24 protein-coding genes and 1 pseudogene are annotated in these 23,037 nt (G+C 56.5%); 14 read left to right on the forward strand and 11 right to left on the reverse strand.

Translation table 11 applies throughout. The features are described 5' to 3' along the window. Positions 1 to 42: 42 nt before the first annotated feature. A complete protein-coding gene (locus tag AC6I8I_RS08080; protein ID WP_312057054.1) occupies positions 43 to 855 on the reverse strand; it encodes a DeoR/GlpR family DNA-binding transcription regulator in 813 nt (270 codons plus the stop codon). A gap of 350 nt (positions 856 to 1,205) precedes the next feature. Between AC6I8I_RS08080 and AC6I8I_RS08085 the strand changes: the two genes are divergently transcribed. The 7 genes from AC6I8I_RS08085 (at position 1,206) to AC6I8I_RS08115 (ending at position 8,707) form a co-directional block, all read left to right on the forward strand. Further along, positions 1,206 to 2,003, forward strand: coding sequence for a GolD/DthD family dehydrogenase (locus tag AC6I8I_RS08085; RefSeq protein WP_312057056.1), 798 nt, complete (start codon positions 1,206 to 1,208; stop codon positions 2,001 to 2,003). A gap of 55 nt (positions 2,004 to 2,058) precedes the next feature. Beyond that, positions 2,059 to 2,994: a D-ribose ABC transporter substrate-binding protein gene (locus AC6I8I_RS08090; RefSeq protein WP_312057059.1), complete on the forward strand. Its 936-nt coding sequence runs from the start codon at positions 2,059 to 2,061 to the stop codon at positions 2,992 to 2,994. Between the two features lie 44 nt (positions 2,995 to 3,038). Continuing rightward, positions 3,039 to 3,650, forward strand: coding sequence for a DUF2291 family protein (locus tag AC6I8I_RS08095; protein WP_497828534.1), 612 nt, complete (start codon positions 3,039 to 3,041; stop codon positions 3,648 to 3,650). A 10-nt stretch (positions 3,651 to 3,660) separates the two neighbouring features. Next, positions 3,661 to 5,193, forward strand: a complete 1,533-nt coding sequence (locus tag AC6I8I_RS08100; RefSeq protein WP_089561234.1) for a sugar ABC transporter ATP-binding protein — start codon at positions 3,661 to 3,663, stop codon at positions 5,191 to 5,193. Between the two features lie 17 nt (positions 5,194 to 5,210). Beyond that, positions 5,211 to 6,278, forward strand: coding sequence for an ABC transporter permease (locus tag AC6I8I_RS08105; RefSeq protein ID WP_497828535.1), 1,068 nt, complete (start codon positions 5,211 to 5,213; stop codon positions 6,276 to 6,278). Positions 6,279 to 6,289: 11 nt separating this feature from the next. Further along, positions 6,290 to 7,087, forward strand: coding sequence for a glucose 1-dehydrogenase (locus AC6I8I_RS08110; RefSeq protein WP_312057351.1), 798 nt, complete (start codon positions 6,290 to 6,292; stop codon positions 7,085 to 7,087). 171 nt (positions 7,088 to 7,258) lie between these two features. Continuing rightward, positions 7,259 to 8,707 carry a YchO/YchP family invasin gene (locus tag AC6I8I_RS08115; protein ID WP_312057350.1) on the forward strand — a complete coding sequence of 483 codons (1,449 nt, stop codon included), beginning with the start codon at positions 7,259 to 7,261 and terminating at the stop codon, positions 8,705 to 8,707. Positions 8,708 to 8,772: 65 nt separating this feature from the next. On the opposite strand, the pseudogene AC6I8I_RS08120 reads toward AC6I8I_RS08115, so the two are convergent. Both AC6I8I_RS08120 and AC6I8I_RS08125 read right to left on the reverse strand, forming a co-directional pair. Next, positions 8,773 to 9,325 (reverse strand): annotated as a pseudogene (locus AC6I8I_RS08120) (porin); the annotation flags it as partial. Between the two features lie 28 nt (positions 9,326 to 9,353). Then, complete coding sequence (locus tag AC6I8I_RS08125; protein WP_497828536.1) at positions 9,354 to 9,593, reverse strand: hypothetical protein; 240 nt, start codon at positions 9,591 to 9,593, stop codon at positions 9,354 to 9,356. A 160-nt stretch (positions 9,594 to 9,753) separates the two neighbouring features. On the opposite strand from AC6I8I_RS08125, the gene AC6I8I_RS08130 reads away from it, so the two are divergent. From AC6I8I_RS08130 to spy, 6 genes are all read left to right on the forward strand, one after another. Further along, complete coding sequence (locus AC6I8I_RS08130) at positions 9,754 to 10,974, forward strand: aspartate aminotransferase family protein (RefSeq protein ID WP_312057348.1); 1,221 nt, start codon at positions 9,754 to 9,756, stop codon at positions 10,972 to 10,974. Further along, on the forward strand, positions 10,971 to 12,002 hold the full coding sequence (gene astA / locus AC6I8I_RS08135) for an arginine N-succinyltransferase (protein WP_497828537.1): 1,032 nt from the start codon (positions 10,971 to 10,973) through the stop codon (positions 12,000 to 12,002). The genes AC6I8I_RS08130 and astA overlap by 4 nt, the downstream gene beginning before the upstream one ends. Further along, positions 11,999 to 13,468 carry a succinylglutamate-semialdehyde dehydrogenase gene (astD, locus tag AC6I8I_RS08140; RefSeq protein WP_312756719.1) on the forward strand — a complete coding sequence of 490 codons (1,470 nt, stop codon included), beginning with the start codon at positions 11,999 to 12,001 and terminating at the stop codon, positions 13,466 to 13,468. The genes astA and astD overlap by 4 nt, the downstream gene beginning before the upstream one ends. Beyond that, on the forward strand, positions 13,465 to 14,793 hold the full coding sequence (gene astB / locus AC6I8I_RS08145) for an N-succinylarginine dihydrolase (protein WP_312057344.1): 1,329 nt from the start codon (positions 13,465 to 13,467) through the stop codon (positions 14,791 to 14,793). The genes astD and astB overlap by 4 nt, the downstream gene beginning before the upstream one ends. A gap of 50 nt (positions 14,794 to 14,843) precedes the next feature. Continuing rightward, complete coding sequence (gene astE, locus AC6I8I_RS08150) at positions 14,844 to 15,839, forward strand: succinylglutamate desuccinylase (protein WP_312057343.1); 996 nt, start codon at positions 14,844 to 14,846, stop codon at positions 15,837 to 15,839. 295 nt (positions 15,840 to 16,134) lie between these two features. After that, positions 16,135 to 16,629 (forward strand): ATP-independent periplasmic protein-refolding chaperone Spy, encoded by a 495-nt coding sequence (spy, locus tag AC6I8I_RS08155; protein ID WP_312057342.1) that lies wholly within the window; start codon positions 16,135 to 16,137, stop codon positions 16,627 to 16,629. A 78-nt stretch (positions 16,630 to 16,707) separates the two neighbouring features. On the opposite strand, the gene cho is transcribed toward spy, so the two are convergent. After that, positions 16,708 to 17,568, reverse strand: coding sequence for an excinuclease Cho (gene cho / locus AC6I8I_RS08160; protein ID WP_312057341.1), 861 nt, complete (start codon positions 17,566 to 17,568; stop codon positions 16,708 to 16,710). Between the two features lie 48 nt (positions 17,569 to 17,616). Between cho and AC6I8I_RS08165 the strand changes: the two genes are divergently transcribed. Next, on the forward strand, positions 17,617 to 17,742 hold the full coding sequence (locus AC6I8I_RS08165) for a hypothetical protein (protein ID WP_312057339.1): 126 nt from the start codon (positions 17,617 to 17,619) through the stop codon (positions 17,740 to 17,742). 187 nt (positions 17,743 to 17,929) lie between these two features. Here the strand turns inward: AC6I8I_RS08165 and AC6I8I_RS08170 are convergent, their stop codons facing one another. The 7 genes from AC6I8I_RS08170 to AC6I8I_RS08200 form a co-directional block, all read right to left on the reverse strand. Further along, positions 17,930 to 18,196 carry a hypothetical protein gene (locus AC6I8I_RS08170; RefSeq protein ID WP_497828538.1) on the reverse strand — a complete coding sequence of 89 codons (267 nt, stop codon included), beginning with the start codon at positions 18,194 to 18,196 and terminating at the stop codon, positions 17,930 to 17,932. A gap of 7 nt (positions 18,197 to 18,203) precedes the next feature. Next, positions 18,204 to 18,683 carry an Hcp family type VI secretion system effector gene (locus AC6I8I_RS08175; protein WP_312057338.1) on the reverse strand — a complete coding sequence of 160 codons (480 nt, stop codon included), beginning with the start codon at positions 18,681 to 18,683 and terminating at the stop codon, positions 18,204 to 18,206. Between the two features lie 38 nt (positions 18,684 to 18,721). Beyond that, positions 18,722 to 18,910: a hypothetical protein gene (locus AC6I8I_RS08180; protein WP_497828539.1), complete on the reverse strand. Its 189-nt coding sequence runs from the start codon at positions 18,908 to 18,910 to the stop codon at positions 18,722 to 18,724. A gap of 2 nt (positions 18,911 to 18,912) precedes the next feature. Further along, on the reverse strand, positions 18,913 to 19,605 hold the full coding sequence (locus tag AC6I8I_RS08185) for a hypothetical protein (protein WP_497819920.1): 693 nt from the start codon (positions 19,603 to 19,605) through the stop codon (positions 18,913 to 18,915). A 217-nt stretch (positions 19,606 to 19,822) separates the two neighbouring features. After that, on the reverse strand, positions 19,823 to 20,713 hold the full coding sequence (yddG, locus tag AC6I8I_RS08190; protein ID WP_497819921.1) for an aromatic amino acid DMT transporter YddG: 891 nt from the start codon (positions 20,711 to 20,713) through the stop codon (positions 19,823 to 19,825). A 60-nt stretch (positions 20,714 to 20,773) separates the two neighbouring features. After that, positions 20,774 to 21,598 carry an NAD(+) synthase gene (nadE, locus tag AC6I8I_RS08195; protein WP_312057332.1) on the reverse strand — a complete coding sequence of 275 codons (825 nt, stop codon included), beginning with the start codon at positions 21,596 to 21,598 and terminating at the stop codon, positions 20,774 to 20,776. A gap of 118 nt (positions 21,599 to 21,716) precedes the next feature. Further along, positions 21,717 to 22,919 carry a multidrug effflux MFS transporter gene (locus AC6I8I_RS08200; protein WP_497819922.1) on the reverse strand — a complete coding sequence of 401 codons (1,203 nt, stop codon included), beginning with the start codon at positions 22,917 to 22,919 and terminating at the stop codon, positions 21,717 to 21,719. Between the last annotated feature and the right edge of the window lie 118 nt (positions 22,920 to 23,037).

Below are 23,037 nucleotides of genomic sequence, written 5' to 3' on the forward strand. Positions count from 1 at the left end.
ATGATCTTTTGCTGCCCGGCATAACAGCGACGGAACAGTCGGTTACATTGCCCGCTTTAGCGGCAGCGGAGCGACCAGCACTTTTACGCCGAGCGCCTCGAACGCGTTGACCTGCGCCGTTGTGATGCCGCTGTCGGTAATCAGATAGTGGATATTGCTCCAGTCGCACGGCAGCGCAAACATCGACACCTTATCAATCTTGCTGGAATCGGCCACCACATAGACCGTGTTGGCTGAGCGAATCATCGCCAGCTTGACCTTGATGTCGGTTTCGCTCGGAAAGCTCAGGCCGAGGCGAGGTGAGATGCAGGCGGTCGCCAGAAACAGTTTCTCAGCTAATACGTTTTCAAAAAAGCTGGCTGCCTTTTCACCGGAGGTCGATAGCGTCGGGAACTTGAAGGTGCCGCCGGTCAGCAGAATATTGATGCCGGGTTCCCCACCCAGTTTCAGCGCGATATTCACCGCCGTGGTGACCACCGATAAGCGGCGAATATGAGTAATGGCGTCGGTGATGGCGGTGGTGGTGGTGCCGGAATCGAAAATCACTGTGTCACCATTTTCGATGTGCTGTGCCGCCAGCCGGCCAATGGCTTCTTTCTCTTCCAGATGGGTTTGCCGCTCAAGTAGCATCGCGCCGGTATTCTGTTTGCCAGTCATCAGGGTCGCGCCCCCGTGGTAGCGCTGGACAAAGCCCTGTTTTTGCAGCATTCGCAGATCGCTGCGCAACGTTGCTTCAGTCAGGCCAAAGGTCTCCGTCAGCGCTTTGACCGTGACGGTGCCATCCTCGCGGATCATCTCCAGAATCTTTTCGCGGCGTTGCTGCATGTCAGCTAACTGCTCACTTTTGCTTTTCAATCGAAATGCTCCCTTTTCCAATCGCAGGGTATTCAGGCGAAGAAGGATCTGTCGCAGAGTTTAACGCGCCATTTTTATGAATGCGAGATGGCCGTAAGAGATGTTCATTTTCGAACGAAAGTTAAAAAGATGCAGGTTATTGAATCACACTCGCTTTTACGATTGATGCTTTCTACTTTTATTTGCGCATTGCAAGCCAGATCACGTCTTTTCAATAAGATAATCATCGCTGACCAGCAGATGGTCGAAATTTGATCTGCCCCACATATCATTTCTTTTCGATAGCTTATATTTTTGTTCGAAAATGATTGCGTCAACGGCGACGGCAAAAAACTGAGGGGATAAGTGGGATGAGTGGTGAATATGACGTAAACCTGCGATATGGCGTGGATACCGCGCTGAATCTGGCTGACAAAGTCGCGGTGGTGACCGGCGGCCTGGGCGGCATTGCGATGGCGACCAATAGCATGTTGCTGGAAAAGGGGGCGCGTCTGGCGCTGCTTTATCCGCCGTTCGAAGCGGACAGGGTTGCCAGCCTGCAGCCAGAGTTTGCCGCCGATCGGGTGCAGTTTGTCTGTTGCGATGTCACCGATCCCGCCGCTGTTAGCCAGGCGTTTGATCAGGTTATTTCCCACTACGGCCACATTGATATCCTGGTGAACTGCGCCGGATATGTGATGTTACAGCCGGTGATTGATACCGATTTTGCCGAGTGGCAGAAGCAGATCGCCGTCAACCTTACCGGTCCTTTCCTCTGCTCGCAGGCGGCAGCGCGGCTGATGATCACCGCCGGTAACGGCGGAAAAATTATCAATATTGCCTCGCAGGCGGCCTCGATTGCGATCGATAACCACGTCGCTTACACCTCGGCCAAAGCCGGACTGCTTGGCATGACCAAAGTGATGGCCAAAGAGTTTGCGCCGCACCGCATCAACGTCAATACCCTTTCGCCCACCGTAGTACTGACGCCGATGGGCGAAAAAGCCTGGCGCGGTGAGAAGGGCGAGCAGATGAAAAAACTGATTCCGTTAGGCCGCTTTGCATACACCGATGAGATCGCCGCGGCGGTGCTGTTTTTTGCCAGCAACGGCAGCGACATGATTACCGGCGCGGATTTAATGATCGATGGCGGATTTACCATCTGGTAAGGCTGCCCTGACACCCGGGAATCACCAACCAGTGATAACGATAAGAGAGAACATCATGAAAAACCGTACCCTGCTGTGCACTGCTGTGGCCGCCTGTCTGGTTTCGCAAGCGGCGTTCGCCGTCGAGAAAGGCACCATTATGATTCTGGTCAACTCACTTGATAATCCTTATTACGCCTCTGAAGCCAAAGGCGCCAACCTCAAAGCCCAGGCGCTGGGCTACAAAACCTCGGTGCTGTCGCACGGCGAAGATGTGAAGAAGCAGAGCGAACTGATCGATGCGGCTATCGGCAAAAAAGTGCAGGGTATCGTGCTGGACAACGCCGACTCAACGGCCAGCGTGGCGGCGATCAAAAAGGCCAAAGATGCCGGCATTCCGGTGGTGCTGATTAACCGCGAAATCCCGGTAGACGATGTGGCGCTGGCGCAGATTACCCACAACAACTTCCAGGCGGGGTCTGACGTGGCCAACGTGTTTGTCGAGAAGATGGGCGAGAAGGGCAAGTATGCCGAGCTGACCTGTAACCTGGCCGACAATAACTGCGTTACGCGCTCCAAATCGTTTCATCAGGTGCTGGATCAGTACAGCGATATGCAGAGCGTCGCGCGTCAGGATGCCAAAGGGACGCTGATCGACGGCAAGCGGATCATGGACAGTATTCTGCAGGCGCATCCGGATGTGAAAGGGGTGATTTGCGGCAATGGTCCGGTGGCGCTGGGGGCAATTGCCGCGCTGAAAGCGGCCGGACGCAATGATGTGATCGTAGTGGGTATTGATGGCAGCAATGACGAGCGGGATGCGGTGAAGGCTGGCTCCCTGAAAGCCACGGTGATGCTGCAGGCGCAGGCGATTGCGGCGCAGGGCGTGACCGATCTCGACAATTACATCCAGAAAGGCGCGAAGCCAGAAAAACAGCGCGTGATGTTCCGCGGCATCCTGATTACACCGGACAATGCCAACGGCGTGCAGGATTTTAACTTCAAGTCGTAATTAACCGCCGCGCGCCTGCCCGAGCGGGCGCCAGGGAGAATGAGATGTCCGGAAGAGTCTGGCTGACGCTGGTGGTCCTGCTGCTGAGCGGCTGCCGAATAGTGTCACAGCAACAGCTGGCCGAGCTGAAAAATCCCCCCAATCCGCAGATGGCAAATATCGATCAGGTCTGGCAGCAGAAACTGGTGCCGCAGCTGACGGCGGAGGCGAAACCGCTGGCGAGCTTAATCAAGTCGCTGCAGTCGGCTAAAGATTTCGACAGCGGCTGTCAATCCTATGGCTACCGCAGCCAGGCGGAGAATCCGTGCGTGTTTAGCGTGGCGGTGCGCGGCGAAATCACTGCGCTGAATACCACTTCACGCAGCGGCAAGATGAAAATCCGTGATGAATCAGGTGACACTGTCACTATTCAGGCCGGGCCGATCATTCGCGGTACCGCACTGCGCGATGCCTATAAGGGCGCAAGCTATCAGGACTTTAACGATCAGGTGCTGTTTGGCGATTACGGCAAAGCGATTAATCAGCAGGCGTCCAGCCTGATGCAGAAATTCAAGCCAGCCGTGGGCGATAAGGTGACGGTCATCGGCGTGTTCAGCAGCTGGGACATTCCGCAGACGCTGCCGGACATCACCCCGGCGGCGATAAGCCGGCAATAAGGAGCGGCAGATGCAAGATCTTCAACCGCAGCAGAGCAGCGATGTGATCATCGAAACCCGCAACGTGTCACGTCTCTACCCCGGCGTAACTGCGCTCGATCAGGTTAATTACCGGGTCTATCGCAATAAGGTCAACGTGCTGATTGGCGAAAACGGTGCCGGTAAATCGACCATGATGAAGATGCTGGCGGGGGTGGAAACCCCTTCGTCGGGCGAGATTCTGCTGGACGGCAAAGTGGTGTCGCTTAGCTCTACGCATCAGGCAGAAAAACAGGGCATCAGCATTATTTTTCAGGAGCTGAACCTGTTTCCCAACATGAACGTGATGGACAACATCTTTATCGCCAACGAGTTTTTCCAGCGCGGGGTGATCAACGAGAAGTATCAGTATGCGCTGGCGAAGACGCTGCTTGAGCGACTGGAGCTGGATGTTGACCCCTATGCACCGCTCGGCGAGTTGGGCATCGGCCATCAGCAACTGGTGGAGATTGCCCGCGCGCTCTCCAAAGATACCCGGGTATTGATCATGGATGAACCGACCAGCGCACTGAGCCAGTCTGAAGTGAAAGTGCTGTTTAACGTGATTGCCCAGCTTAAGCGGCGCGGCGTCACCATCATCTATATCTCGCACCGGCTGGAAGAGCTGATGGAGATTGGCGATCACATCACCATTTTCCGCGATGGACGGTTCATCAGCGAACGCGAAGTGCGGGAGGCGAGCGTGCCGTGGATCATCGCTCAGATGGTGGGGGATAAGAAGAAGCAGTTTGATTATCAGGCCGCCCCGCAGGGCGAAACGGTGTTACAGGTTGAGGGGCTTACCGCCCTGCACCAGAACGGCGGTTACACCCTGAACGACGTCAGTTTTACGTTGCGTAAAGGGGAGGTCATCGGCATTTATGGCCTGCTGGGTGCCGGGCGAACCGAGCTGTTTAAGGGGCTGATTGGCCTGATGCCGTGCCAGTCGGGCCGGGTGCAACTGGCGGGGAAAGATCTGGCGAAACGCAGTTTCCAGCAGCGGTTAAAAAGCGGCATTGCGCTGGTGCCGGAAGACCGCAAGGGGGAAGGCGTGGTGGAGTTGATGTCGATTACCGCCAACATGACCCTCTCCGACCTCAGCCTGCGCGGTTTTCGCCGCGCGCTGCGGTTGCTCCGTCCGGCCCAGGAGAATCAGCGGGTCAATGAGATGATTGGGCATCTGTCGATCAAGGTCAGCGACGCCGAACTGCCTATCACCTCGCTGAGCGGCGGCAATCAGCAAAAAGTAGTGCTGGGTAAAGCGCTGATGACCGGTCCGCAGGTGGTGTTACTCGATGAACCGACGCGCGGTATCGACGTCGGTGCCAAAACTGACGTTTACCACCTGATTGGCAATCTGGCGCAACAGGGGCTGGCGGTGATGTTCTCCTCATCGGAACTGGATGAGGTAATGGCACTGGCGGACCGTATTTTAGTGATGGCTGATGGCCGGATTACCGCCGATTTACCGCGTGCTGTGGCAACGCGAGAGCAACTGATCGCGGCATCCACCCCGCAAGATTAAGCTGGCCGGAGAACTCCATGAACCAAAAATATCTGCTCTATATGTATCTGCTGAAGGCGCGCACCTTTATTGCGCTGCTGATTGTGGTCAGCTTTTTCAGCGTGATGGTTCCCAACTTCCTCACCCCGTCCAATCTGCTGATCATGACCCAGCACGTGGCGATTACCGGACTGCTGGCGATCGGCATGACGCTGGTCATTCTTACCGGCGGCATCGATCTGTCGGTGGGCGCGGTGGCCGGCATCTGCGGCATGGTGGCGGGCGCGCTGCTGACCAACGGCGTGCCGCTGTGGGGCGGCAATACCCTGTTCCTCAACGTGCCCGAAGTGATTCTGGTGGTGGCGATCTTTGGCGTGCTGGTGGGATTAATTAACGGCACGGTGATCACCCGGCTGGGCGTGGCACCGTTTATCTGTACCCTCGGGATGATGTACGTGGCGCGCGGCGCGGCGTTGCTGTTCAACGATGGCAGCACCTACGCCAATCTGGTCGGGCTGCCGGCACTCGGCAACACTGGCTTTGCGCTGCTCGGTTCCGGCACGGTGCTGGGGGTCTACATCCCGATCTGGCTGATGATCGGCTTTCTGCTGCTCGGGCTCTACCTGACGCGTAAAACCCCGCTCGGCCGATACATCTACGCCATCGGCGGCAATGAGTCAGCCGCACGGCTGGCGGGCGTGCCGATCATCAAAGTGAAAGTGTTTGTCTACGCCTTCTCCGGCCTGTGCGCGGGCCTGGTCGGGCTGGTGGTCGCTTCTCAGCTGCAAACGGCGCACCCGATGACCGGCAACATGTTTGAAATGGACGCGATTGGCGCCACGGTGCTGGGTGGTACGGCGCTGGCAGGCGGGCGCGGACGGGTTTCCGGTTCGATTATTGGCACCTTTGTAATTGTCTTCCTGGCGGACGGCATGGTGATGATGGGCGTCAGCGATTTCTGGCAGATGGTGATTAAAGGGTTGGTGATTGTCACCGCAGTGGTGATTGACCAGTTCCAGCAACGTCTGCAAAGCAAAGTGGTGCTGTTACGTCGTCATGAAAAGAAGCTGCAGGCGGCACCGCTCTCTGACATCCGACACAGTTAACAGGAGCGTTTATGACCCGCGATTTTAGTGGAAAAACAGTGGTGATCACCGGGGCCTGCCGAGGCATTGGTGCCGGTATTGCGGCCCGCTTTGCCCGCGACGGAGCGAAGCTGGTGATGGTATCGAACGCCGATCGCGTCTTTGCCACCGCCGAACAGCTCCAGCAGCAGTTCGGCAGTGAGATCCTGGCGCTGCAGGTGGACGTCACCGATGAGGCCGCGGTGCAGCAGCTCTACCAGCAGGCCGCCGAGCGCTTTGGTCAGATCGACGTGTCGATCCAGAATGCCGGGGTGATCACCATCGATCGCTTCGACAGTATGCCAAAAAGCGATTTTGACAAGGTGCTGGCGGTGAATACCACCGGCGTCTGGCTCTGCTGCCGTGAAGCGGCGAAATATATGGTAAAGCAGCGCAGCGGCAGCCTGATTAACACCTCATCGGGGCAGGGGCGGCAGGGCTTCATCTATACACCGCACTACGCCGCCAGCAAAATGGGGGTGATTGGCATTACCCAGAGTCTGGCGCTGGAGCTGGCGCCGTGGCACATCACGGTCAACGCGTTTTGTCCCGGCATCATTGAGAGCGAAATGTGGGATTACAACGATCGCGTCTGGGGCGAAATCCTCAGTAACGATCAGAAAACCTACGGCAAAGGGGAGTTGATGGCGGAGTGGGTGAATAACATTCCGTTGAAGCGTGCCGGTCAGCCTGAAGACGTCGCCGGGCTGGTGGCCTTTCTGGCGTCTGAAGATGCGCGCTACATCACCGGCCAGACAATTAATGTCGATGGCGGGTTAATTTTCTCCTGATGCGCGGTTGTCTCCTCCGGGCCTGCTGTGGCAGGCTTTTTTGTGTCAGAATTTTCTGGCATATGCACAATTTGTCACGTCTGTCCTGAATCGCTGTCACAATATGTTAAGGTAAAGGCGAGATATTTTTTCCTTCGCTCACGCTTAACCTTAATCCGAATGCCTGGTGACATGATACGAAAAACAGTGATTCTTTCTTTGATCGCGCCCACGCTGCTGGTTACCCAGCCCGCCCGCGCGTTACAGACCGAAACACGGGTGTCAGAGACGCCATTTGACGATCCGGCACGCTACCGTCAGTCGCTGGAGGCGCTCCCGACGCTGGGTAGCAGCGCGGAACAGGATGAAGAGTGGAGCAGGAAGCTGGCATCGATCGCTAAAAGCATCGGCGAAGCCAGCAACAATGACAGTGACGCATCCTTTGGTCAGCAGGCCGGGGTCTGGGCCTTTAATCATCTGCGCGATGAGGTAGCCAATCGGGTCGAGAGCGAAGGGCAGTCGCTGCTTTCGCCGTACGGCACGGCACAGCTCGATCTGATGGTCGACATGAACGGTAACTTTGCCGGCACCGGCGGCGATCTGTTCAGTGCGCTGGCTGACGAGAACAGTATGCTCACCTTCAGCCAGCTCGGGTTACACGATACCGGTGATGGCGTGGTCGGTAATGCCGGCCTGGGCCAGCGCTGGGATGCCGGCAACTGGCTGCTCGGCTACAACGGTTTTGTCGATCGGGTATTCAGCAGCGGTCTGCAGCGCGCTTCGCTCGGAACCGAAGCCTGGAATGATAATCTGCGGCTTTCAGCCAATTACTACATGCCGCTGTCGGGCTGGAAAAATCTTGGTAATTCTCAGCAACAGCGCATGGCGCGCGGCTATGACATCACCAGTCAAACCTACCTGCCTTTCTATCGTCAGCTCGGCGTCTCGGTGAGCTACCAGCAATATCTGGGCGAAAACGTCGATCTGTTTAACAGCGGCAACCGCTACCATAATCCTTCGGCGATGTCGTTTGGCCTGTCGTATACCCCAGTGCCGCTGGTGACGCTGTCGGCGACCCATAAAACCAGCAGTGCCGGAGAGACGCAGGATCAGCTTGGGCTGAAGCTCAATTATCGCTTCGGCGTGGCGCTGCGTCGCCAGCTGGATGCCAGTAATGTCGATGAAGCGCGCTCGCTGCGCGGCAGCCGTTACGATATTGTCAGCCGCAGCGATACACCGGTGCTGTCATTCCGCCAGCGCAAAACCCTGTCAGTCTTCCTGGCGACGCCGCCGTGGCAATTAAACGCCGGTGAGAGCCTGCCGCTGAAGCTTCAGGTACGCGCCAGCAATCCGATCAAGGCGGTGAGCTGGCAGGGCGATACCCAGGCGCTGAGCCTGACGCCGCCGGCCAGTAACGCCGATCCGCAGGGCTGGAGCGTAATTTTACCGCAGTGGGATGACTCACCGGGTGCCAGCAATGAATACCGGCTGTCGGTTACGCTGGAAGACAGCAAGCAGCAACGGGTAACCTCAAACTGGATCACCCTGAAAATCCAGCCGCCGATGGCGATGGACGATGCTTCCCAGGATGATCGTTACGATCTGATGGCACCAGTCGGCGCTTCCGGCGTCACGCTGTAGCGCACCGCACCAATAAAAACGGCCCGACAATCACTGTCGGGCCGTTGCGTAACACAGCGGGATAATCAGAACTGATAGATCAGGCCCACGCGGTAACGTCGTCGGTGGCCAGACCGAGTGGATTGTTGTCATTCAGCAGGTTGATACGGTACTCACCGTAAACCGATATGTTGTTGTTGAATCATCAGGTTGCGCCAACCGCGGAGTACTTAATGAGGTCAGCGTCACCGCTGTTCTCCATCCCATTGCCTTTCGATGACACATAGCCCCGCGACGGACGGAACCCATTCAGCAACTGATACTACGCCACGGCTTCGACATTTTGCGCTTTGTTGGCAAAACCGCCGCCGTCAGAGCGCCGTAGGCCATCGATGTCGCTGCTGCGCTCATTCTTCCCGGATACTGCGCGACAAGGTTTAATCCCTCCACCAGACCAAAGAAGTCACTGTTGCGCCAGGTCAGCACGCCCGTCGAGCGAGCGGAAACAAAGGCATCGGTGTAACCGGAATCGCCGCCGAAGAACGGCAGCATATCGGTGTAACCGGGTACGTCATACACCAGGCCATAGCGACGGCCATCATCCAGAGCATCTTCCTCGCCAGATTTCAGCCCAGCATAGTTAGTGGTGGCAAATGCAAATTAATTGTTAAATCAACCCGGGCAGGCTGCGCACCGCCCGGCGGGCAATCGCGGCTTTTACTGCACCGTGAAAAGGCGTAATGCGCCAAAACAGGGCAACGGCTGAGCTTTTTTGGACAGATAATTTATCAGCGATCACAAAAGCGATATTTCCTGCCATAAATGCATAATTCTGCTGATTAAAACCCGGCGCTGGCGCTTCGATCAGACAATTATTCACTATATATGCAAAATAAGTGAATATCATCGTTACCTAAGTTATTGATAATTCGTTTGATGACCCATTTTATGCATTAATCTCCTTGGCTGGCACGCTACCTGCACTCTACAGTAGAGCTGCTTCACAACATCCTTTAACAATTTTAAAACAAAAGCTTTACCCAGTCGGGGAAGCAGGAGAGCGGGTTATGTCACTGCAGGTTTCGCGTCACGATTTCGATCAATGGATGATGCCGGTTTATGCGCCCGCCGCATTTGTGCCGGTCCGCGCTGAAGGATCAACCGTCTGGGATCAAAACGGCAAGGATTACATCGATTTTGCCGGTGGCATTGCCGTCAATGCATTAGGGCATGCTCATCCGGCCTTACAGCAGGCGTTGCAGGAGCAGGCGGCGCGGTTATGGCACACCGGCAACGGTTATACCAACGAGCCTATTCTGCGTCTGGCTAAGCAGCTGATCGATGCCACCTTCGCTGATCGGGTGTTCTTTTGTAACTCCGGTGCCGAGGCGAATGAAGCCGCGCTGAAACTGGCGCGTAAAGTTGCACACGACCGCTTTGGTCCGGCTAAAAGCGGCATTGTCGCCTTTAATAACGCCTTCCATGGCCGCACCCTGTTTACCGTTTCCGCTGGAGGACAACCGGCCTATTCCAAAGATTTTGCCCCTTTGCCGCCTGACATTCAGCATGCGCCTTTCAACGATCTGGCCGCTGCAGCAGCGCTGATTAATGACGATACCTGTGCAGTGATTGTTGAACCGATTCAGGGTGAAGGGGGCGTGGTGCCTGCTGAACCGGCGTTCCTGCGCGGACTGCGTGAGCTGTGCGATAAGCATCATGCGGTGCTGATTTTTGACGAAGTACAAAGCGGCGTCGGTCGCACCGGTTCGCTTTATGCCTACATGCACTACGGCGTAACGCCTGACGTGCTGACCAGCGCCAAAGCGCTCGGCGGCGGCTTCCCGATCGGGGCGATGCTGACGCGTGAAGATCTGGCGTTAGTGATGGGCGTCGGCACACACGGCACCACCTACGGCGGTAATCCGCTGGCTGGTGCGGTCGCCGGTAAAGTGATGGAACTGATTAATCAACCGGCCCTGATGGCTGGCGTGACCGAGCGACACCAGTGGATCGTCGCCGCGCTTGACGAGATTAACCAGCGGCTGCACCTGTTTAAACAGGTTCGCGGACTGGGTCTGCTAATTGGTGCGGTGCTGAACGACGATTTTGCCGGCAAAGCGAAGCAGATCAATCTCGCCGCAGCAGAAATGGGAGTGATGGTGCTGATCGCCGGTGCCAACGTGGTGCGTTTCGCCCCGGCGCTCAATATCAGTGAGCAGGAAGTGAAGCTGGGCATGGCACGCTTCGCCGAGGTTTGTGAACGCTTGGTACGAGGGTCCGCATCATGATGATAATCCGTCCGGTTGAACGCGATGATCTGAGCCAGCTACTGGCGCTGGCAGGCAAAACCGGCGGCGGGCTGACCTCGCTGCCGGTTGATAGCGCTACCTTGCAGGCGCGTATCGATCGATCGCTGCAAACCTGGCAGGATACGCTACCGCGCGCCGAGCAGGGCTATGTGTTTGTGCTGGCCGACAGCGAAGACAATCGCGCAGTCGGGATTTGCGCTATCGAAGTGGCGGTGGGCCTGCAGGACCCCTGGTATAACTTCCGGGTTGGCACTCAGGTGCATGCATCCAAAGAGCTGAATGTTTATGCCGCGCTGCCCACGCTGTCGTTGAGTAACGACCATACCGGCAGCAGTGAGCTGTGTACGCTGTTCCTTGATCCGGACTACCGCGACGGTAAAAACGGCTATCTGCTGTCAAAGTCGCGCTTTCTGTTTATGGCTAATTTCCGCGAGCGCTTTATGGATCGGGTGGTGGCTGAGATGCGCGGCGTCAGCGATGAGCACGGCCATTCGCCGTTCTGGGACAGCGTCGGCAGCCGTTTCTTCTCGATGGAATTCAGCAAAGCCGACTTCCTGAGCGGCACCGGTCAGAAATCGTTTATCGCCGAGCTGATGCCAAAACACCCGCTCTATATTCACTATCTGTCACCAGAAGCGCAGGCGGTGATTGGCGAGGTGCATCCTAAAACTGCGCCGGCCCGCGCCGTGCTGGAGGCGGAAGGTTTTCGCTACCTCAACTATGTCGACATTTTTGATGGCGGTCCGACGCTGGAGTGTGACATTGATCGGATCCGTGCGGTACGCAAGAGTCGGCTGCGCTGTGCGGAATCGGGCGAAAATCGCCACGATGCGCCGCTGTGCCTGGTCGCCAACAACAATTATCGCCAGTTCCGCGTGGCGCTGATTCCGGCCGAGGCTGACAGCGACTGTGTGCACCTGACCAATGAACAGATGCGGGCGTTGCATTGCCAGCCGGGCGATAGCCTGCGCGTGGTGCCGCTCTGCAGCGAGGAGAAAAAAGCATGACCCACCTGATTAATGGAGACTGGCTAAGCGGCGAGGCTGAATCGCTGGTCAAATCAGACCCGGTAAGCGGTGAAACCCTGTGGCAGGGCCAGGCGGCTTCGCCGGCACAGGTCAGTGCCGCCTGTGAAGCGGCGCGCGCCGCGTTTCCCGGCTGGGCAAAACGGCCGTTTGCCGAGCGTCAGGCGACGGTAGAAAAATTTGCCGCGCAGCTGGAGGCGCACAAGGCTGAGCTGGCGGAAACCATTGCCCGTGAAACCGGAAAACCGCGCTGGGAAGCGCTGACTGAAGTCGGCGCGATGATCAATAAAATCGCTATCTCGGTTAAGGCCTATCACAGCCGGACGGGTGAACAGTCGGAAGGTGAGAGCAGCCTGCGTCACCGTCCTCACGGCGTGCTGGCGGTGTTTGGTCCCTATAATTTCCCTGGACATCTGCCGAACGGTCATATCGTTCCGGCGCTGCTGGCCGGTAACTGTGTGGTGTTCAAACCCAGCGAGCTGACGCCGCTGACGGCTGAGAAAACCGTGCAGCTCTGGCTGGCGGCTGGCCTGCCCGCCGGTGTGCTGGCGCTGCTGCAGGGCGGTCGGGAAACCGGACAGGCGCTGGCCGCGGATAGCCAGATCGATGGCCTGCTGTTTACCGGCAGCGCGCATACCGGTTATCAGCTGCACCGTCAGTTTGCCGGCCAGCCAGAGAAGATGCTGGCGCTGGAGATGGGCGGTAACAATGCGCTGATCGTTGAAGATCCGGCTGATATTGACGCCGCGGTACACATTGCGCTGCAGTCGGCGTTTATCACTGCCGGTCAGCGCTGCACCTGTGCCCGTCGGCTGCTGGTGAAACGCGGCGCGGCAGGCGATGCTTTTTTACAGCGGCTGGTGGAAGTGGCCGGTCGTTTGCAGCCGGGCCGCTGGAACGCAGAGCCGCAGCCGTTTATGGGCAGCGTGATTTCGACCGCAGCGGCAGAAAAAATTTATGGCGAATGGCAGCAGCGGGTCGCGGCGGGCGGCAAGGTGCTGCTGGCGATGCGCTGGCCGGATCGCCACAGCGCACTGCTGACGCCGGGCATTATTGAACTGACCGGCGTCGAAGGCGTAGCGGATGAAGAGGTGTTTGGTCCCTTGCTCGGGGTGATTCGCTATGACCATTACGATGATGCGATTGCGCTGGCCAACCAGACGCGCTACGGCCTGTCGTGCGGCTTGATTTCACCGTCGCGTCAGCAGTTTGATCAGCTGTTGCTTGAGGCACGCGCCGGCATCGTAAACTGGAATAAACCGTTGACCGGGGCGGCCAGTACTGCGCCGTTTGGCGGCATTGGAGCATCGGGCAACCACCGCGCCAGCGCCTGGTACGCCGCCGACTACTGTGCCTGGCCGATGGCCTCGCTGGAGACGCCGGATCTGACGCTGCCTGCCACGCTATCGCCGGGGCTTGATTTCGCCGGCGCGGAGACGGCCAAATGAAAGCAACAGAAGCGAACTTTGATGGGCTGGTGGGTTTAACTCACCATTATGCCGGTCTGTCGTTTGGTAATGAGGCCTCGACGCGTAATCAGCTGCAGCCGTCGAATCCCCGTCTGGCGGCGAAGCAGGGCCTGCTGAAGATGAAGGCGCTGGCGGATATGGGCTATCTGCAGGGTGTCATTCCGCCTCATGAGCGGCCAAATATTGCGGCGCTGCGTCAGTTAGGCTTCAGCGGCAGCGATGAGCAGGTGCTGGCCCGCGCCGGGAAAACCGCACCGGGTTTACTCTCGGCCGCCAGTTCCGCTTCGGCGATGTGGGTAGCAAATGCTGCCACGGTCTCGCCGTCGGCTGACAGTGGTGATGGCCGGGTCCATCTGACCGTCGCTAACCTCAACAACAAGTTTCATCGGGCGATGGAAGCGCCGGAGACCGCGTTACTGCTGCGCGCCATTTTCCGCGATAGCCGCCATTTTACGGTGCATGATGCTTTGCCGCAGGTCGCGATGTTTGGCGATGAAGGCGCGGCCAACCATAACCGGTTTGGCGGAGATTATGGTGAGCGCGGCGTGCAGCTGTTTGTTTACGGTCGCGACAGCAGCCACGAAGGGATGGCGCCGCAGCGTTATCCGGCCCGTCAGACACGCGAAGCCAGTGAAGCGGTGGCGCGACTGCATCAGCTCTCACCCGATCATCTGCTGTTTGCCCAGCAAAACCCGGCGGTTATCGATCAGGGCGTGTTTCATAATGATGTGATTGCCGTCAGCAATCAGCAGATGCTGTTCTGTCATCAGCACGCCTTTGTCGATCAGCCTGCGTTACTGGCCGAGTTACAGGCGCGGGTACCGGGATTTGTGGCGCTGGAAGTGCCGGAAAATCGGGTATCAGTGAAGGATGCGGTTAACACCTATCTGTTCAACAGCCAGCTACTGAGTCAGCCCGACGGCAGCATGCTGCTGGTGCTGCCGGAAGAGTCACGTCAGCACGCGGGCGTCTGGGATTATCTGTGCGAACAGGTGGAGAGCGGTGGTCCGCTGAAGGCATTGAAGGTGTTTGATCTGCGTGAAAGCATGTATAACGGAGGCGGCCCGGCCTGCCTGCGCTTGCGGGTGGTGCTGACGCCTCAGGAGCAGCAGGCGGTCAATCCGGCGGTGATGATGAACGATCGGCTGTTCGTCACCCTTAACCAGTGGGTTGATCGTCACTATCGCGATCGCCTGACTCAGGCCGATCTGGTCGATCCTCAGCTGCTGCGCGAAGGACGTGACGCGCTGGATGAATTGACTAAGCTGCTAGACTTAGGAAATGTGTACGCATTTCAGCAGTGAAGGGCGCGGCAGCAGAGGCTGCCGCTCGCTTCAGGCCAAAAGGAGGAACGATGCAGGACTTTTTACAGCAAACGCTGTCCGGCGAGGCGCCGCATAAGCGTAGTGGTGAAACGGCGCATCTTCGCTGGCAATGGTTGTATCACGGTATTCTGTTAATGGAACCGACGGTGCCGGTCAAACAGGCGCTGGTGCTCTCCGCCGGCGTTCATGGCAATGAAACCGCGCCGGTCGAAATACTCAATCAGGTGATCACGCCGCTGTTGCGCGGTGAGAAGCCGCTGCAGCAACGGATGCTGGTGATCCTCGGTAATCCTTCTGCGCTGCGTAGCGGCAAGCGTTACATCCGCTACGACATTAACCGGCTGTTTGGCGGACGCTGGCAGCAGATTGATGATGGCGACGAAGCCCGCCGCGTGCTGCGGCTGGAACAGACGCTGGAAACCTTCTGGCAGGTCGGTGAGTGTGATGAGACGCGCTGGCACCTCGATATGCACACCGCGATCCGCGGCTCTTATCATCCTCGCTTCGGCGTGATGCCGCACAACGAGCGTCCGTGGCCGCCAGAGTTTATCGACTGGCTGGCGGCGGCGGGTCTGGAAGCGCTGGTGTTTCACCGTTCACCCGGCGGCACCTTTACTCATTTCAGCTGTGAACATTTCGGCGCGGCCAGTTGTACGCTGGAGTTAGGGAAAGCGTTACCGTTCGGCGCTAACGATCTCAGCCAGTTCAGCGCCACGCAACAGGCGCTGGCGGCACTGCTGTACGGCGATGCGCTGCCACAGGCGCTGGCACCCCCGCGTCACTATCGGGTGGCGCAGCAGATTACCCGACTGAGTGAAAACTTTCAGCTGCACATGTCAGCGGAAACGCTGAACTTCACCGCGTTCCCGCAGGGCACGCTGCTGGCGGAGGACGGCGAGACCCGTTATTACGTCCAGCAGGCGCGTGAGTATGTGCTGTTCCCCAACCCCAATGTGGCTGCCGGACTGCGAGCCGGATTAATGCTGATTGAAGAGGGCGAACAGACCCAGGCGCTGCCGCTCTGACGTGGTTTATCACCAGCCGGGAATAAGCGGGAGTTTTACTTCCGCTTTTTTGACTTAACCCTTACACTCTCCGCACACCTCTCCATGATTTCTGCCAGATTCGCTTTAAATTCATAAACTTTTGCAATTCCTCACGCCTTTCTTCGCATTCTCTTCATGATTGCCGAATTTTTGTCTTTTATGCTTTCACGGCTTTACTCAGCCTCTGAGTAGTTGACGTTCAGCGTCGTATGCTTGTTTCCGAAGACGCGACAGAGTGCTGTCGTCATAATCCCGAATCAATAAGGACACTATTATGCGCAAACTGACTTCCCTGTTACTGGCTTCTTCACTGGCATTTGGCGCGGCCAGCGCTGTTCACGCCGCCGCTGATAACCTGACTCCAGCGCCAGCCGGCAGTGAAAAAGCAATGCATAAGCCGCCAATGCGTCACGGCATGGAGATGATGTTTAAAGGTCTGAACCTGACCGACGCGCAGAAAACCCAGATGCGCGACATCATGAAAGAGAGCCACAAAGATATGAAGCGTCCGTCGCTGGAAGAGCGCCGTGCGATGCACAGCATTGTTGCCGCGGACAGCTTCGACCAGAGCAAAGCCGAGGCTCAGGCGGAAAAAATGACCGCCAATGCGAAAGAGCATGCGCTGAAGATGCTGGAAACCCAGAACAAACTGTATAACGTGCTGACACCCGAGCAGAAGAAGCAATATAACGCCAACTTCGAAAAGCGTCTGACAGAGAAACGTCCGCACGATGACAAAATGGCACCGCCAGCCGCACCCGCTGAATAATTTTCGTTAAGCGAACGGTCTGAGACCGCCGGCCTTGTCCACTGACAGTAAGTGGACAGCGTCGGCGGTTTTTTTTGATCACAGTGGCAGAATAGGATAATCGCCCGACAGAATAGGGCGGCAGAGGATCTTGTAGCCGTCATGATCGAAGCCACCTTTGGTACGCTGCAACGTCTTCGCCTCCTCCATACTGCTGACCGATCCCAGATAAAACCAGTGATCGATGACGTGGATTTGGGTCATATGTTTGCCTTCTTCAACCAGCCCGACCGCACCCTGCCACGGCCAGCAAAAGACCCGCACATTTTCCAGCGCTTCCAGTAACCGATCCTGATGATCGCTGACCGGCTCTTTGCCGCAGCAGGCACCGGCACAGCGGCGCAGCGCGGAACGGAAGCAGCCGCGCTGAGCACTGAGCGCTTCCAGCCCCAGCAGGCCGTGGCAGAGCTGATACTCATCGGCCAGCTGCTTCAGCCGTTCCAGCGCGGCAAAGCGGCTGCGATAGAGGCCAAACAGGTTGGGTGACTGGCTGAAGTCGAGATCTTTGGCGTAAACCACCTGCGGTTTACCGTCGGTGATCTGCAACGAGCAGAGCTGACGATTCTTACGCAGGCGCTTATTAAACAGCGGCTGTTGCGTTTTAATCATCTGCGCTTCCAGCAGCAGCGCGCCGAGATCGCCTGCGGTCGGGATCCAGCTGACGCGCCGCGACTGGCGCAGCATTTTTGCCTCATCCGCCGTGCGGAAATGGGACATTACCCGCGAGCGCAGGTTGACGCTTTTGCCAATGTAGAGCGGCAGCGAATCACTTTCGCCGTGAAAGGTATATACGCCGGGCTGATTGGGCAGGCCTTCCAGCCACTCGCGCAGGTGTTCGGGATATTGATAAATTGCAGCCGCGTCGAACTCGAGGCGGTGCGTTGCAGCACGTCTGACCAAGATGGACTCCATTTACTGGTTGTCCATACAGCATAACAGGCAGGTGAAATGATCGCCAGCCAGATGAAAGGGTTCCAGCCGGCAGACCTGATGGTTATTGCTAATGCAGCGGATCTCGTTATCAACATCGGGATCGTTGATAGCGAACCCCCGGATTTTGAACTAAGGATATGAAATTTAATAATTTTAAAGAGTACGATAGTGAAAGCATCTAATCGGTATCCGCTATCCTTAACCACCCCAGGATTAAAAGCTGTGTTAGCTGCTTGTTGTCTGGAATCTTTCAAAAGCAGTACGAAAAACAGGCGTTAAACGACGATAATGAGTCAGTCTCTTCCACGCACTTCATTATCACTCGCCGTCATTTTTTGCGTTTTATGGCCAGCCAGTTTTGGGTATCGAGCCTCTGCTCACGAGAAAGGTGTTCTGACAAAGATTGCGGCTGGTGGGCAGGTAAAGCCACCGAGTGGGATATGCGGCGAGGCAGCGCAGGGGTGATAATGTTAATGGCATCTGAAATAATAGTATTTACTGATGGCGTAAAAAGAGTTCCGGTATGTAATTCTGTGTTATTTGCTGTGCTGGTTAAAATAAGCCAAACCCGCTTCCCGGCACCCATGCCGGGCATTATTATTTCAATATGCAGCTAATTGATTCCATGTGTCGCGGTAGATCACATTACCGTCTGTATATTTCCATGTAATCGCCTCATAGCGTAATTCGAGCGTTTCAAGATGAGTCCCACTGATACCGTCAGGAGACAGGTATGGCGCAACCGTGGTGAACTTGACGTTTTCCAGAATGATATTGAAATACTCGGCCTCAATGCCTGATTCCAGAATACGGTACATCCTGATTGTCGCCTTTTTCATGGTTCGACCTTCGCAGACAGCTCTGTAAAGCAGTGGCGTTGTTTGATCAAACTCCTTCACTATCGTGATAGGGCGGTGGAGACGCGTTCCTGTAAGTTTCCCCCAGTTCGGATCGACCGGGATAGTTATACCATGAGAGTAGGACTTTAACTCGATAGAGCCCAGACGCAGTGGCATCATACAGCTTCCGATTACCGGAGAGCCGCTTTCATCTTCAAGCCATAAATGTGCGGGAGCAGACATGTAATTTCCTTATCAGTGTGTATTCAATATTGGGACGTTCAGCGTTTCACATAACGACAAAAAATAAACATTACGGCTACGAAGAAAACACCAATTGGCCAGACCGGACTACCCGGGAAGAAATGAGCCTGAAGCAGGGCAAAAACAATGGTCAGTACGGTTGGGCCGTAAACCGAAAAGAAGATACGCCCCTGCCACCGTAAAAAGCGGTTGATAATCTTCATCATGATTATTGGATCATCCGGCTAATGATGCCCACAATGTCGTCATTTGATGCCCATTGTGCTTCGATAGCGCCCGCCTTTTGGAATACCGACTCAATAAGAAAGTAAAGCATTTCCAGCCCTTGTGCATAAAGCGCAGCATAATAGGCAGGAAATTGAATATGCAGGCGATGAGCACTCTCCGCAGCTTTCTGCACAACGCCATAAAACCCAATAGCGGCAATACCACGGGAAGCCCACGTACCTGCAAGAGTGCTCATTTCAAGGTTGATGTTTAATCCAATGCGAACGCTGCTGGCGACCGCTAACGTAAATCCGGCACTGGTGAGAGAATTAGCGGCGATATGGACATTCACATTCATCAGGCACTGTTTTATCTGTTCTGACTGCTCAGAAGTTTTGTATTTGAAAACTTCTTCGAAGTAGATGCGGAGCATGTCAAAGATCACATCGCCATGGCGTATTACCTTATAAACGGCATCCCTGAATCGAATATCCTCGGTCTTTTGTTGCTGGCAAACATCGTTATACTCATCTGTAAAACAGGACGTGTAATAGAGCGCACGTCTGGCGCCTGCGCCAATCGTTTCAAGCTGATTTGATACCGCGTTTCCGACGCCGGTTAATGCGTGGTCGAACTTTAAAGCGAGGATGTTATTCGACTGCAAATAACGGATAACTTCTTTGCTGTAGTACATAACCGATTCCTTTTGGTTAATGGCCGTTCTATGGCCGTATAAACTTAAAGGTAAATGTTCATTTAGTAAACAGAATTGCTAATAACTAAACGAAATATGCGGTTATGTATATTGTTTCTCAGGGAAGAGAAACGGCGTAAAACATGACTTTCCTGGTTTTTTGACTCGCTAATTCATTAGGTTAACGTAGTTCAAAATATGATCGCCAGCCGTCTGCTCACAGACGCCGCGTCGCCAGCCAGCAGATAAGCGAACCGAGCGTGATCATCGCGACTCCTTGCCAGAATGCCAGCGGCGGCGTCAGACCCAGCCATAACGAAGCCAGCAGTGCGGACAAAACCGGCGTGAAGTAAGAGGCGGTCGCCAGTAGCGTCAGGTTGCCGTGCTGAATGCCGTGATTCCACGCTGAATAAGCGATGGCGGTCGACGCCCCGATAAATAACACCTGCAGCAGCGGCTCCAGGCTAAACGTCATCGGTGCCGCTGGCGCATTCAGGAAGTATTTAAGCCACAGCGCCATCGCGGTCAGGATAAAAAACAGCGTGACCCCATTCGCCCCTCTGGCATAGCGACGGGTGACATTGTTGTAGAGTGCCCAGGTGATGGCGGCGATAAAGGCCAGCGAATAGGCGGTCGGGTTACGCAACAGGTTGTGCCACATTTGGGCGGGCGAACCGCCGCCATTGGCTTTCATTACCCAGACAATACCCAGCAGGGAGAGCGCCAGTCCCGGCCACAGCCACTGGCGAAAACGCTGCTGATTAAACGGGATCGCCAGCACCACGGTGAGACAGGGCCAGAGATAGTTGATCATCCCCAGCTCCAGCGACTGGCTGCGATTACTGGCCAGCCCGATGGCCAGCGCCAGACAGATTTCATAGCCGACAAACAGCGCGCCCCCGATAGCTAAATAGGCGGCGGGCATCGCGCCTGGTTTGGGCAGACCGCGGGTAACACACAGCAGCAGGGCGGTGGTGGTATAGATCAGTGCAGCGCCGCCGGTGGCACCAAAGGCTTCGCTGACGCTGCGCAGCAGGCCAACGGTGGTACTCCAGAGCAGAATAGCAATCAGACCGATCAGGGTGGCGCGTGGGGCAGCAGCAGGCATGTCACTCTCAAGCGGGTAAGGCAGCAGAGCCTCCCTTGCCGCAGCAAGGGAGGGGCAGGGTTACTTCCAGAAGTCGTCAAAAACGGTAATCGGTGGGCGACGCTTGTGCTCGGTTTTCAGATACCAGCCTTCAATGATTTTTGCGTTATCAGGATCGATGGTTTTACCTTCCAGATAGTCATCAATCATCTCGTAGGTCACGCCCAGCGCTACTTCATCCTGCAGGCCGGGACGATCGTCTTCGAGATCGGCCGTCGGTTTCTTCAGGTAGAGATGCTCCGGACAGCCAAGCTGTTTCAGCAGCTGTTTGCCCTGGCGTTTGTTGAGGCGGAACAGCGGATTAATGTCGGTGCCGCCATCGCCATACTTGGTGAAGAAGCCGGTGACCGCTTCAGCTGCATGGTCGGTGCCGACCACCACGCCCTGGGTCATGCCGGCGATGCTGTACTGCGCTTTCATTCGCTCACGCGCTTTTTCATTGCCGCGCACGAAGTCAGACAGCGTAATGCCGGCCGCCTGCAACGCCCGCTCACTGGCGAGCACCGACTCTTTGATGTTCACCACCAGCGACCGATCGGGCTGAATGAACGCCAGTGCGTCCTGACAATCCTGCTCATCGGCCTGCACACCATAGGGCAGGCGCACCGCGATAAAGGTGTAGTCGTTATCGCCGCTCTCCTGGCGCAGTTCGCTGATGGCCAGCTGCGCCAGTTTACCCGCCAGGGTGGAGTCCTGGCCGCCGCTGATCCCCAGCACCAGCGTCTTAAGGCCGCTGTGCCGCTTCAGGTAGGACTTAAGAAAATCGACGCTAACGCGTACTTCATGATCGGCGTCGATAGTGGGCTTAACGCCCAGTGCTTCAATGATTTCCTGCTGCAGTGACATGAACTTCTCCTCAGGTCAGTGGCCCGTCGGCTCGATGCGAACGTTTTATTAAAGCTAACGTGACTCAGCGAAAACAACAAGCCAAAGCGGCAGCGGATTTCAGTTAACCGTTGCGAAATCAGACAGTTTTCACCTGCGGCAGCGGTTTTTTTGCCAGCAGCAGGAACATCAGGATCGCCAGCATAAAGCAGCCAAAAATGGTGGCGGTCATGCTCAGCACTGAGGTTCCGCCAATACCGGTAATCGGCACGGTGATGGCACCCAGCGTGAACATGGTAACGCCAATCACTGCCGAAGCGCTGCCAGCGCGATGGCCCTGGCTCTGCATCGCCAGTGATGAAGCGGTGGTCGCAATTACCCCGTTACTGGCGATGGTAAAGAACAGCGCTACCAGCAGCAGCGGTAACGGCGCCTGCGTCAGTGCGGCCAGTAGCAGCAGGCTGGAGGCGACAAACGCCAGCGTCAGTCCGCCTTTCAGCACCCGATATTCTCCCCACAGCGGACAGAGACGGGCGCTGGTCTGGGACGCGATCACCAGTCCGACACCGTTAGCCGCAAAGCAGAAGCTAAACGCCTGTGGCGACAGGCCGTAGAGCTGTTGCAACACGAACGGCGATGCGCCGATATAGGCAAACATGCCGGACATCATAAAGCCCTGAGTCAGGCAGAAGCCCATAAAAGGACGATGGGTAATCACCTGGCCCAGCGCGGCGTAGGCGGATAAAATCGAGCCTTTACTGCGGCGCGTCTCGGGCAGAGTTTCATGCAGTTTCCAGCGCGCCAGCAGAATCAGCAGTATCGCAATACAGGCGAGCACCACAAAAATGCCACGCCAGTTAAGCACCGTCATCAGCACGCCGCCGAGTACCGGAGCGGCAATCGGTGCCAGACCGTTTACCAGCATCAGCAGGGCAAAGAAGCGGGTCAGCTCGTGACCGCTGTACATGTCACGGGCGATGGCTCGCGATAACACCGCACCGCCCGCGCCGGCTAAACCTTCAAACAGGCGAGCCAGCAGCAGCTGATGAATATCCTGCGCCAGCGCACAGCCAATTGAGGCGATAAACAGCAGCACCAGCGACAGGGCCAGCGGCCGCAGGCGACCAAATTTGTCACTCATCGGACCGAAGACTAACTGGCCGGCACCCAGACCGAGTAGTCCGGCGGTCAGGCTAAGCTGCGCCGTGGCGGTTTCAGTCTGCAGGTCACGGGCCAGCTGGGGCAGCGCGGGCAGGTAAAGGTCGATACACAGCGGGCCGAGTGCGGCCAGCAGGCCCAGCGTGATGGCATAAACCAGCCGGTTAGAATGTGCAGGTGTCATTTATCCTCAGTATCTGAAGCGATGAGTGAATGAAAGGCAGACAACGCGTTAGCGGGCAGTTACTGATGCCAGCGTCATCCCGTGAACAGCCGGTGACGGCAACCCGCGCCCCGGCGAC

The organism is Pantoea sp. X-Soil-YNGN-775, from assembly GCF_059730575.1.

Excerpts from the sequence above, each read along its gene's own strand:
- AC6I8I_RS08085 (WP_312057056.1), top strand. The coding sequence starts at position 1,206 with ATGAGTGGTGAATATGACGTAAACCTGCGATATGGCGTGGATACCGCG.
- AC6I8I_RS08090 (WP_312057059.1), top strand. The coding sequence starts at position 2,059 with ATGAAAAACCGTACCCTGCTGTGCACTGCTGTGGCCGCCTGTCTGGTT.
- AC6I8I_RS08095 (WP_497828534.1), top strand. The coding sequence starts at position 3,039 with ATGTCCGGAAGAGTCTGGCTGACGCTGGTGGTCCTGCTGCTGAGCGGC.
- AC6I8I_RS08100 (WP_089561234.1), top strand. The coding sequence starts at position 3,661 with ATGCAAGATCTTCAACCGCAGCAGAGCAGCGATGTGATCATCGAAACC.
- AC6I8I_RS08105 (WP_497828535.1), top strand. The coding sequence starts at position 5,211 with ATGAACCAAAAATATCTGCTCTATATGTATCTGCTGAAGGCGCGCACC.
- AC6I8I_RS08110 (WP_312057351.1), top strand. The coding sequence starts at position 6,290 with ATGACCCGCGATTTTAGTGGAAAAACAGTGGTGATCACCGGGGCCTGC.
- AC6I8I_RS08115 (WP_312057350.1), top strand. The coding sequence starts at position 7,259 with ATGATACGAAAAACAGTGATTCTTTCTTTGATCGCGCCCACGCTGCTG.
- AC6I8I_RS08125 (WP_497828536.1), bottom strand. The coding sequence starts at position 9,593 with ATGATATTCACTTATTTTGCATATATAGTGAATAATTGTCTGATCGAA.
- AC6I8I_RS08130 (WP_312057348.1), top strand. The coding sequence starts at position 9,754 with ATGTCACTGCAGGTTTCGCGTCACGATTTCGATCAATGGATGATGCCG.
- astA (WP_497828537.1), top strand. The coding sequence starts at position 10,971 with ATGATGATAATCCGTCCGGTTGAACGCGATGATCTGAGCCAGCTACTG.
- astD (WP_312756719.1), top strand. The coding sequence starts at position 11,999 with ATGACCCACCTGATTAATGGAGACTGGCTAAGCGGCGAGGCTGAATCG.
- astB (WP_312057344.1), top strand. The coding sequence starts at position 13,465 with ATGAAAGCAACAGAAGCGAACTTTGATGGGCTGGTGGGTTTAACTCAC.
- astE (WP_312057343.1), top strand. The coding sequence starts at position 14,844 with ATGCAGGACTTTTTACAGCAAACGCTGTCCGGCGAGGCGCCGCATAAG.
- spy (WP_312057342.1), top strand. The coding sequence starts at position 16,135 with ATGCGCAAACTGACTTCCCTGTTACTGGCTTCTTCACTGGCATTTGGC.
- AC6I8I_RS08165 (WP_312057339.1), top strand. The coding sequence starts at position 17,617 with ATGATCGCCAGCCAGATGAAAGGGTTCCAGCCGGCAGACCTGATGGTT.
- AC6I8I_RS08170 (WP_497828538.1), bottom strand. The coding sequence starts at position 18,196 with ATGCCCGGCATGGGTGCCGGGAAGCGGGTTTGGCTTATTTTAACCAGC.
- AC6I8I_RS08175 (WP_312057338.1), bottom strand. The coding sequence starts at position 18,683 with ATGTCTGCTCCCGCACATTTATGGCTTGAAGATGAAAGCGGCTCTCCG.
- AC6I8I_RS08180 (WP_497828539.1), bottom strand. The coding sequence starts at position 18,910 with ATGATGAAGATTATCAACCGCTTTTTACGGTGGCAGGGGCGTATCTTC.
- AC6I8I_RS08185 (WP_497819920.1), bottom strand. The coding sequence starts at position 19,605 with ATGTACTACAGCAAAGAAGTTATCCGTTATTTGCAGTCGAATAACATC.
- yddG (WP_497819921.1), bottom strand. The coding sequence starts at position 20,713 with ATGCCTGCTGCTGCCCCACGCGCCACCCTGATCGGTCTGATTGCTATT.
- nadE (WP_312057332.1), bottom strand. The coding sequence starts at position 21,598 with ATGTCACTGCAGCAGGAAATCATTGAAGCACTGGGCGTTAAGCCCACT.
- AC6I8I_RS08200 (WP_497819922.1), bottom strand. The coding sequence starts at position 22,919 with ATGACACCTGCACATTCTAACCGGCTGGTTTATGCCATCACGCTGGGC.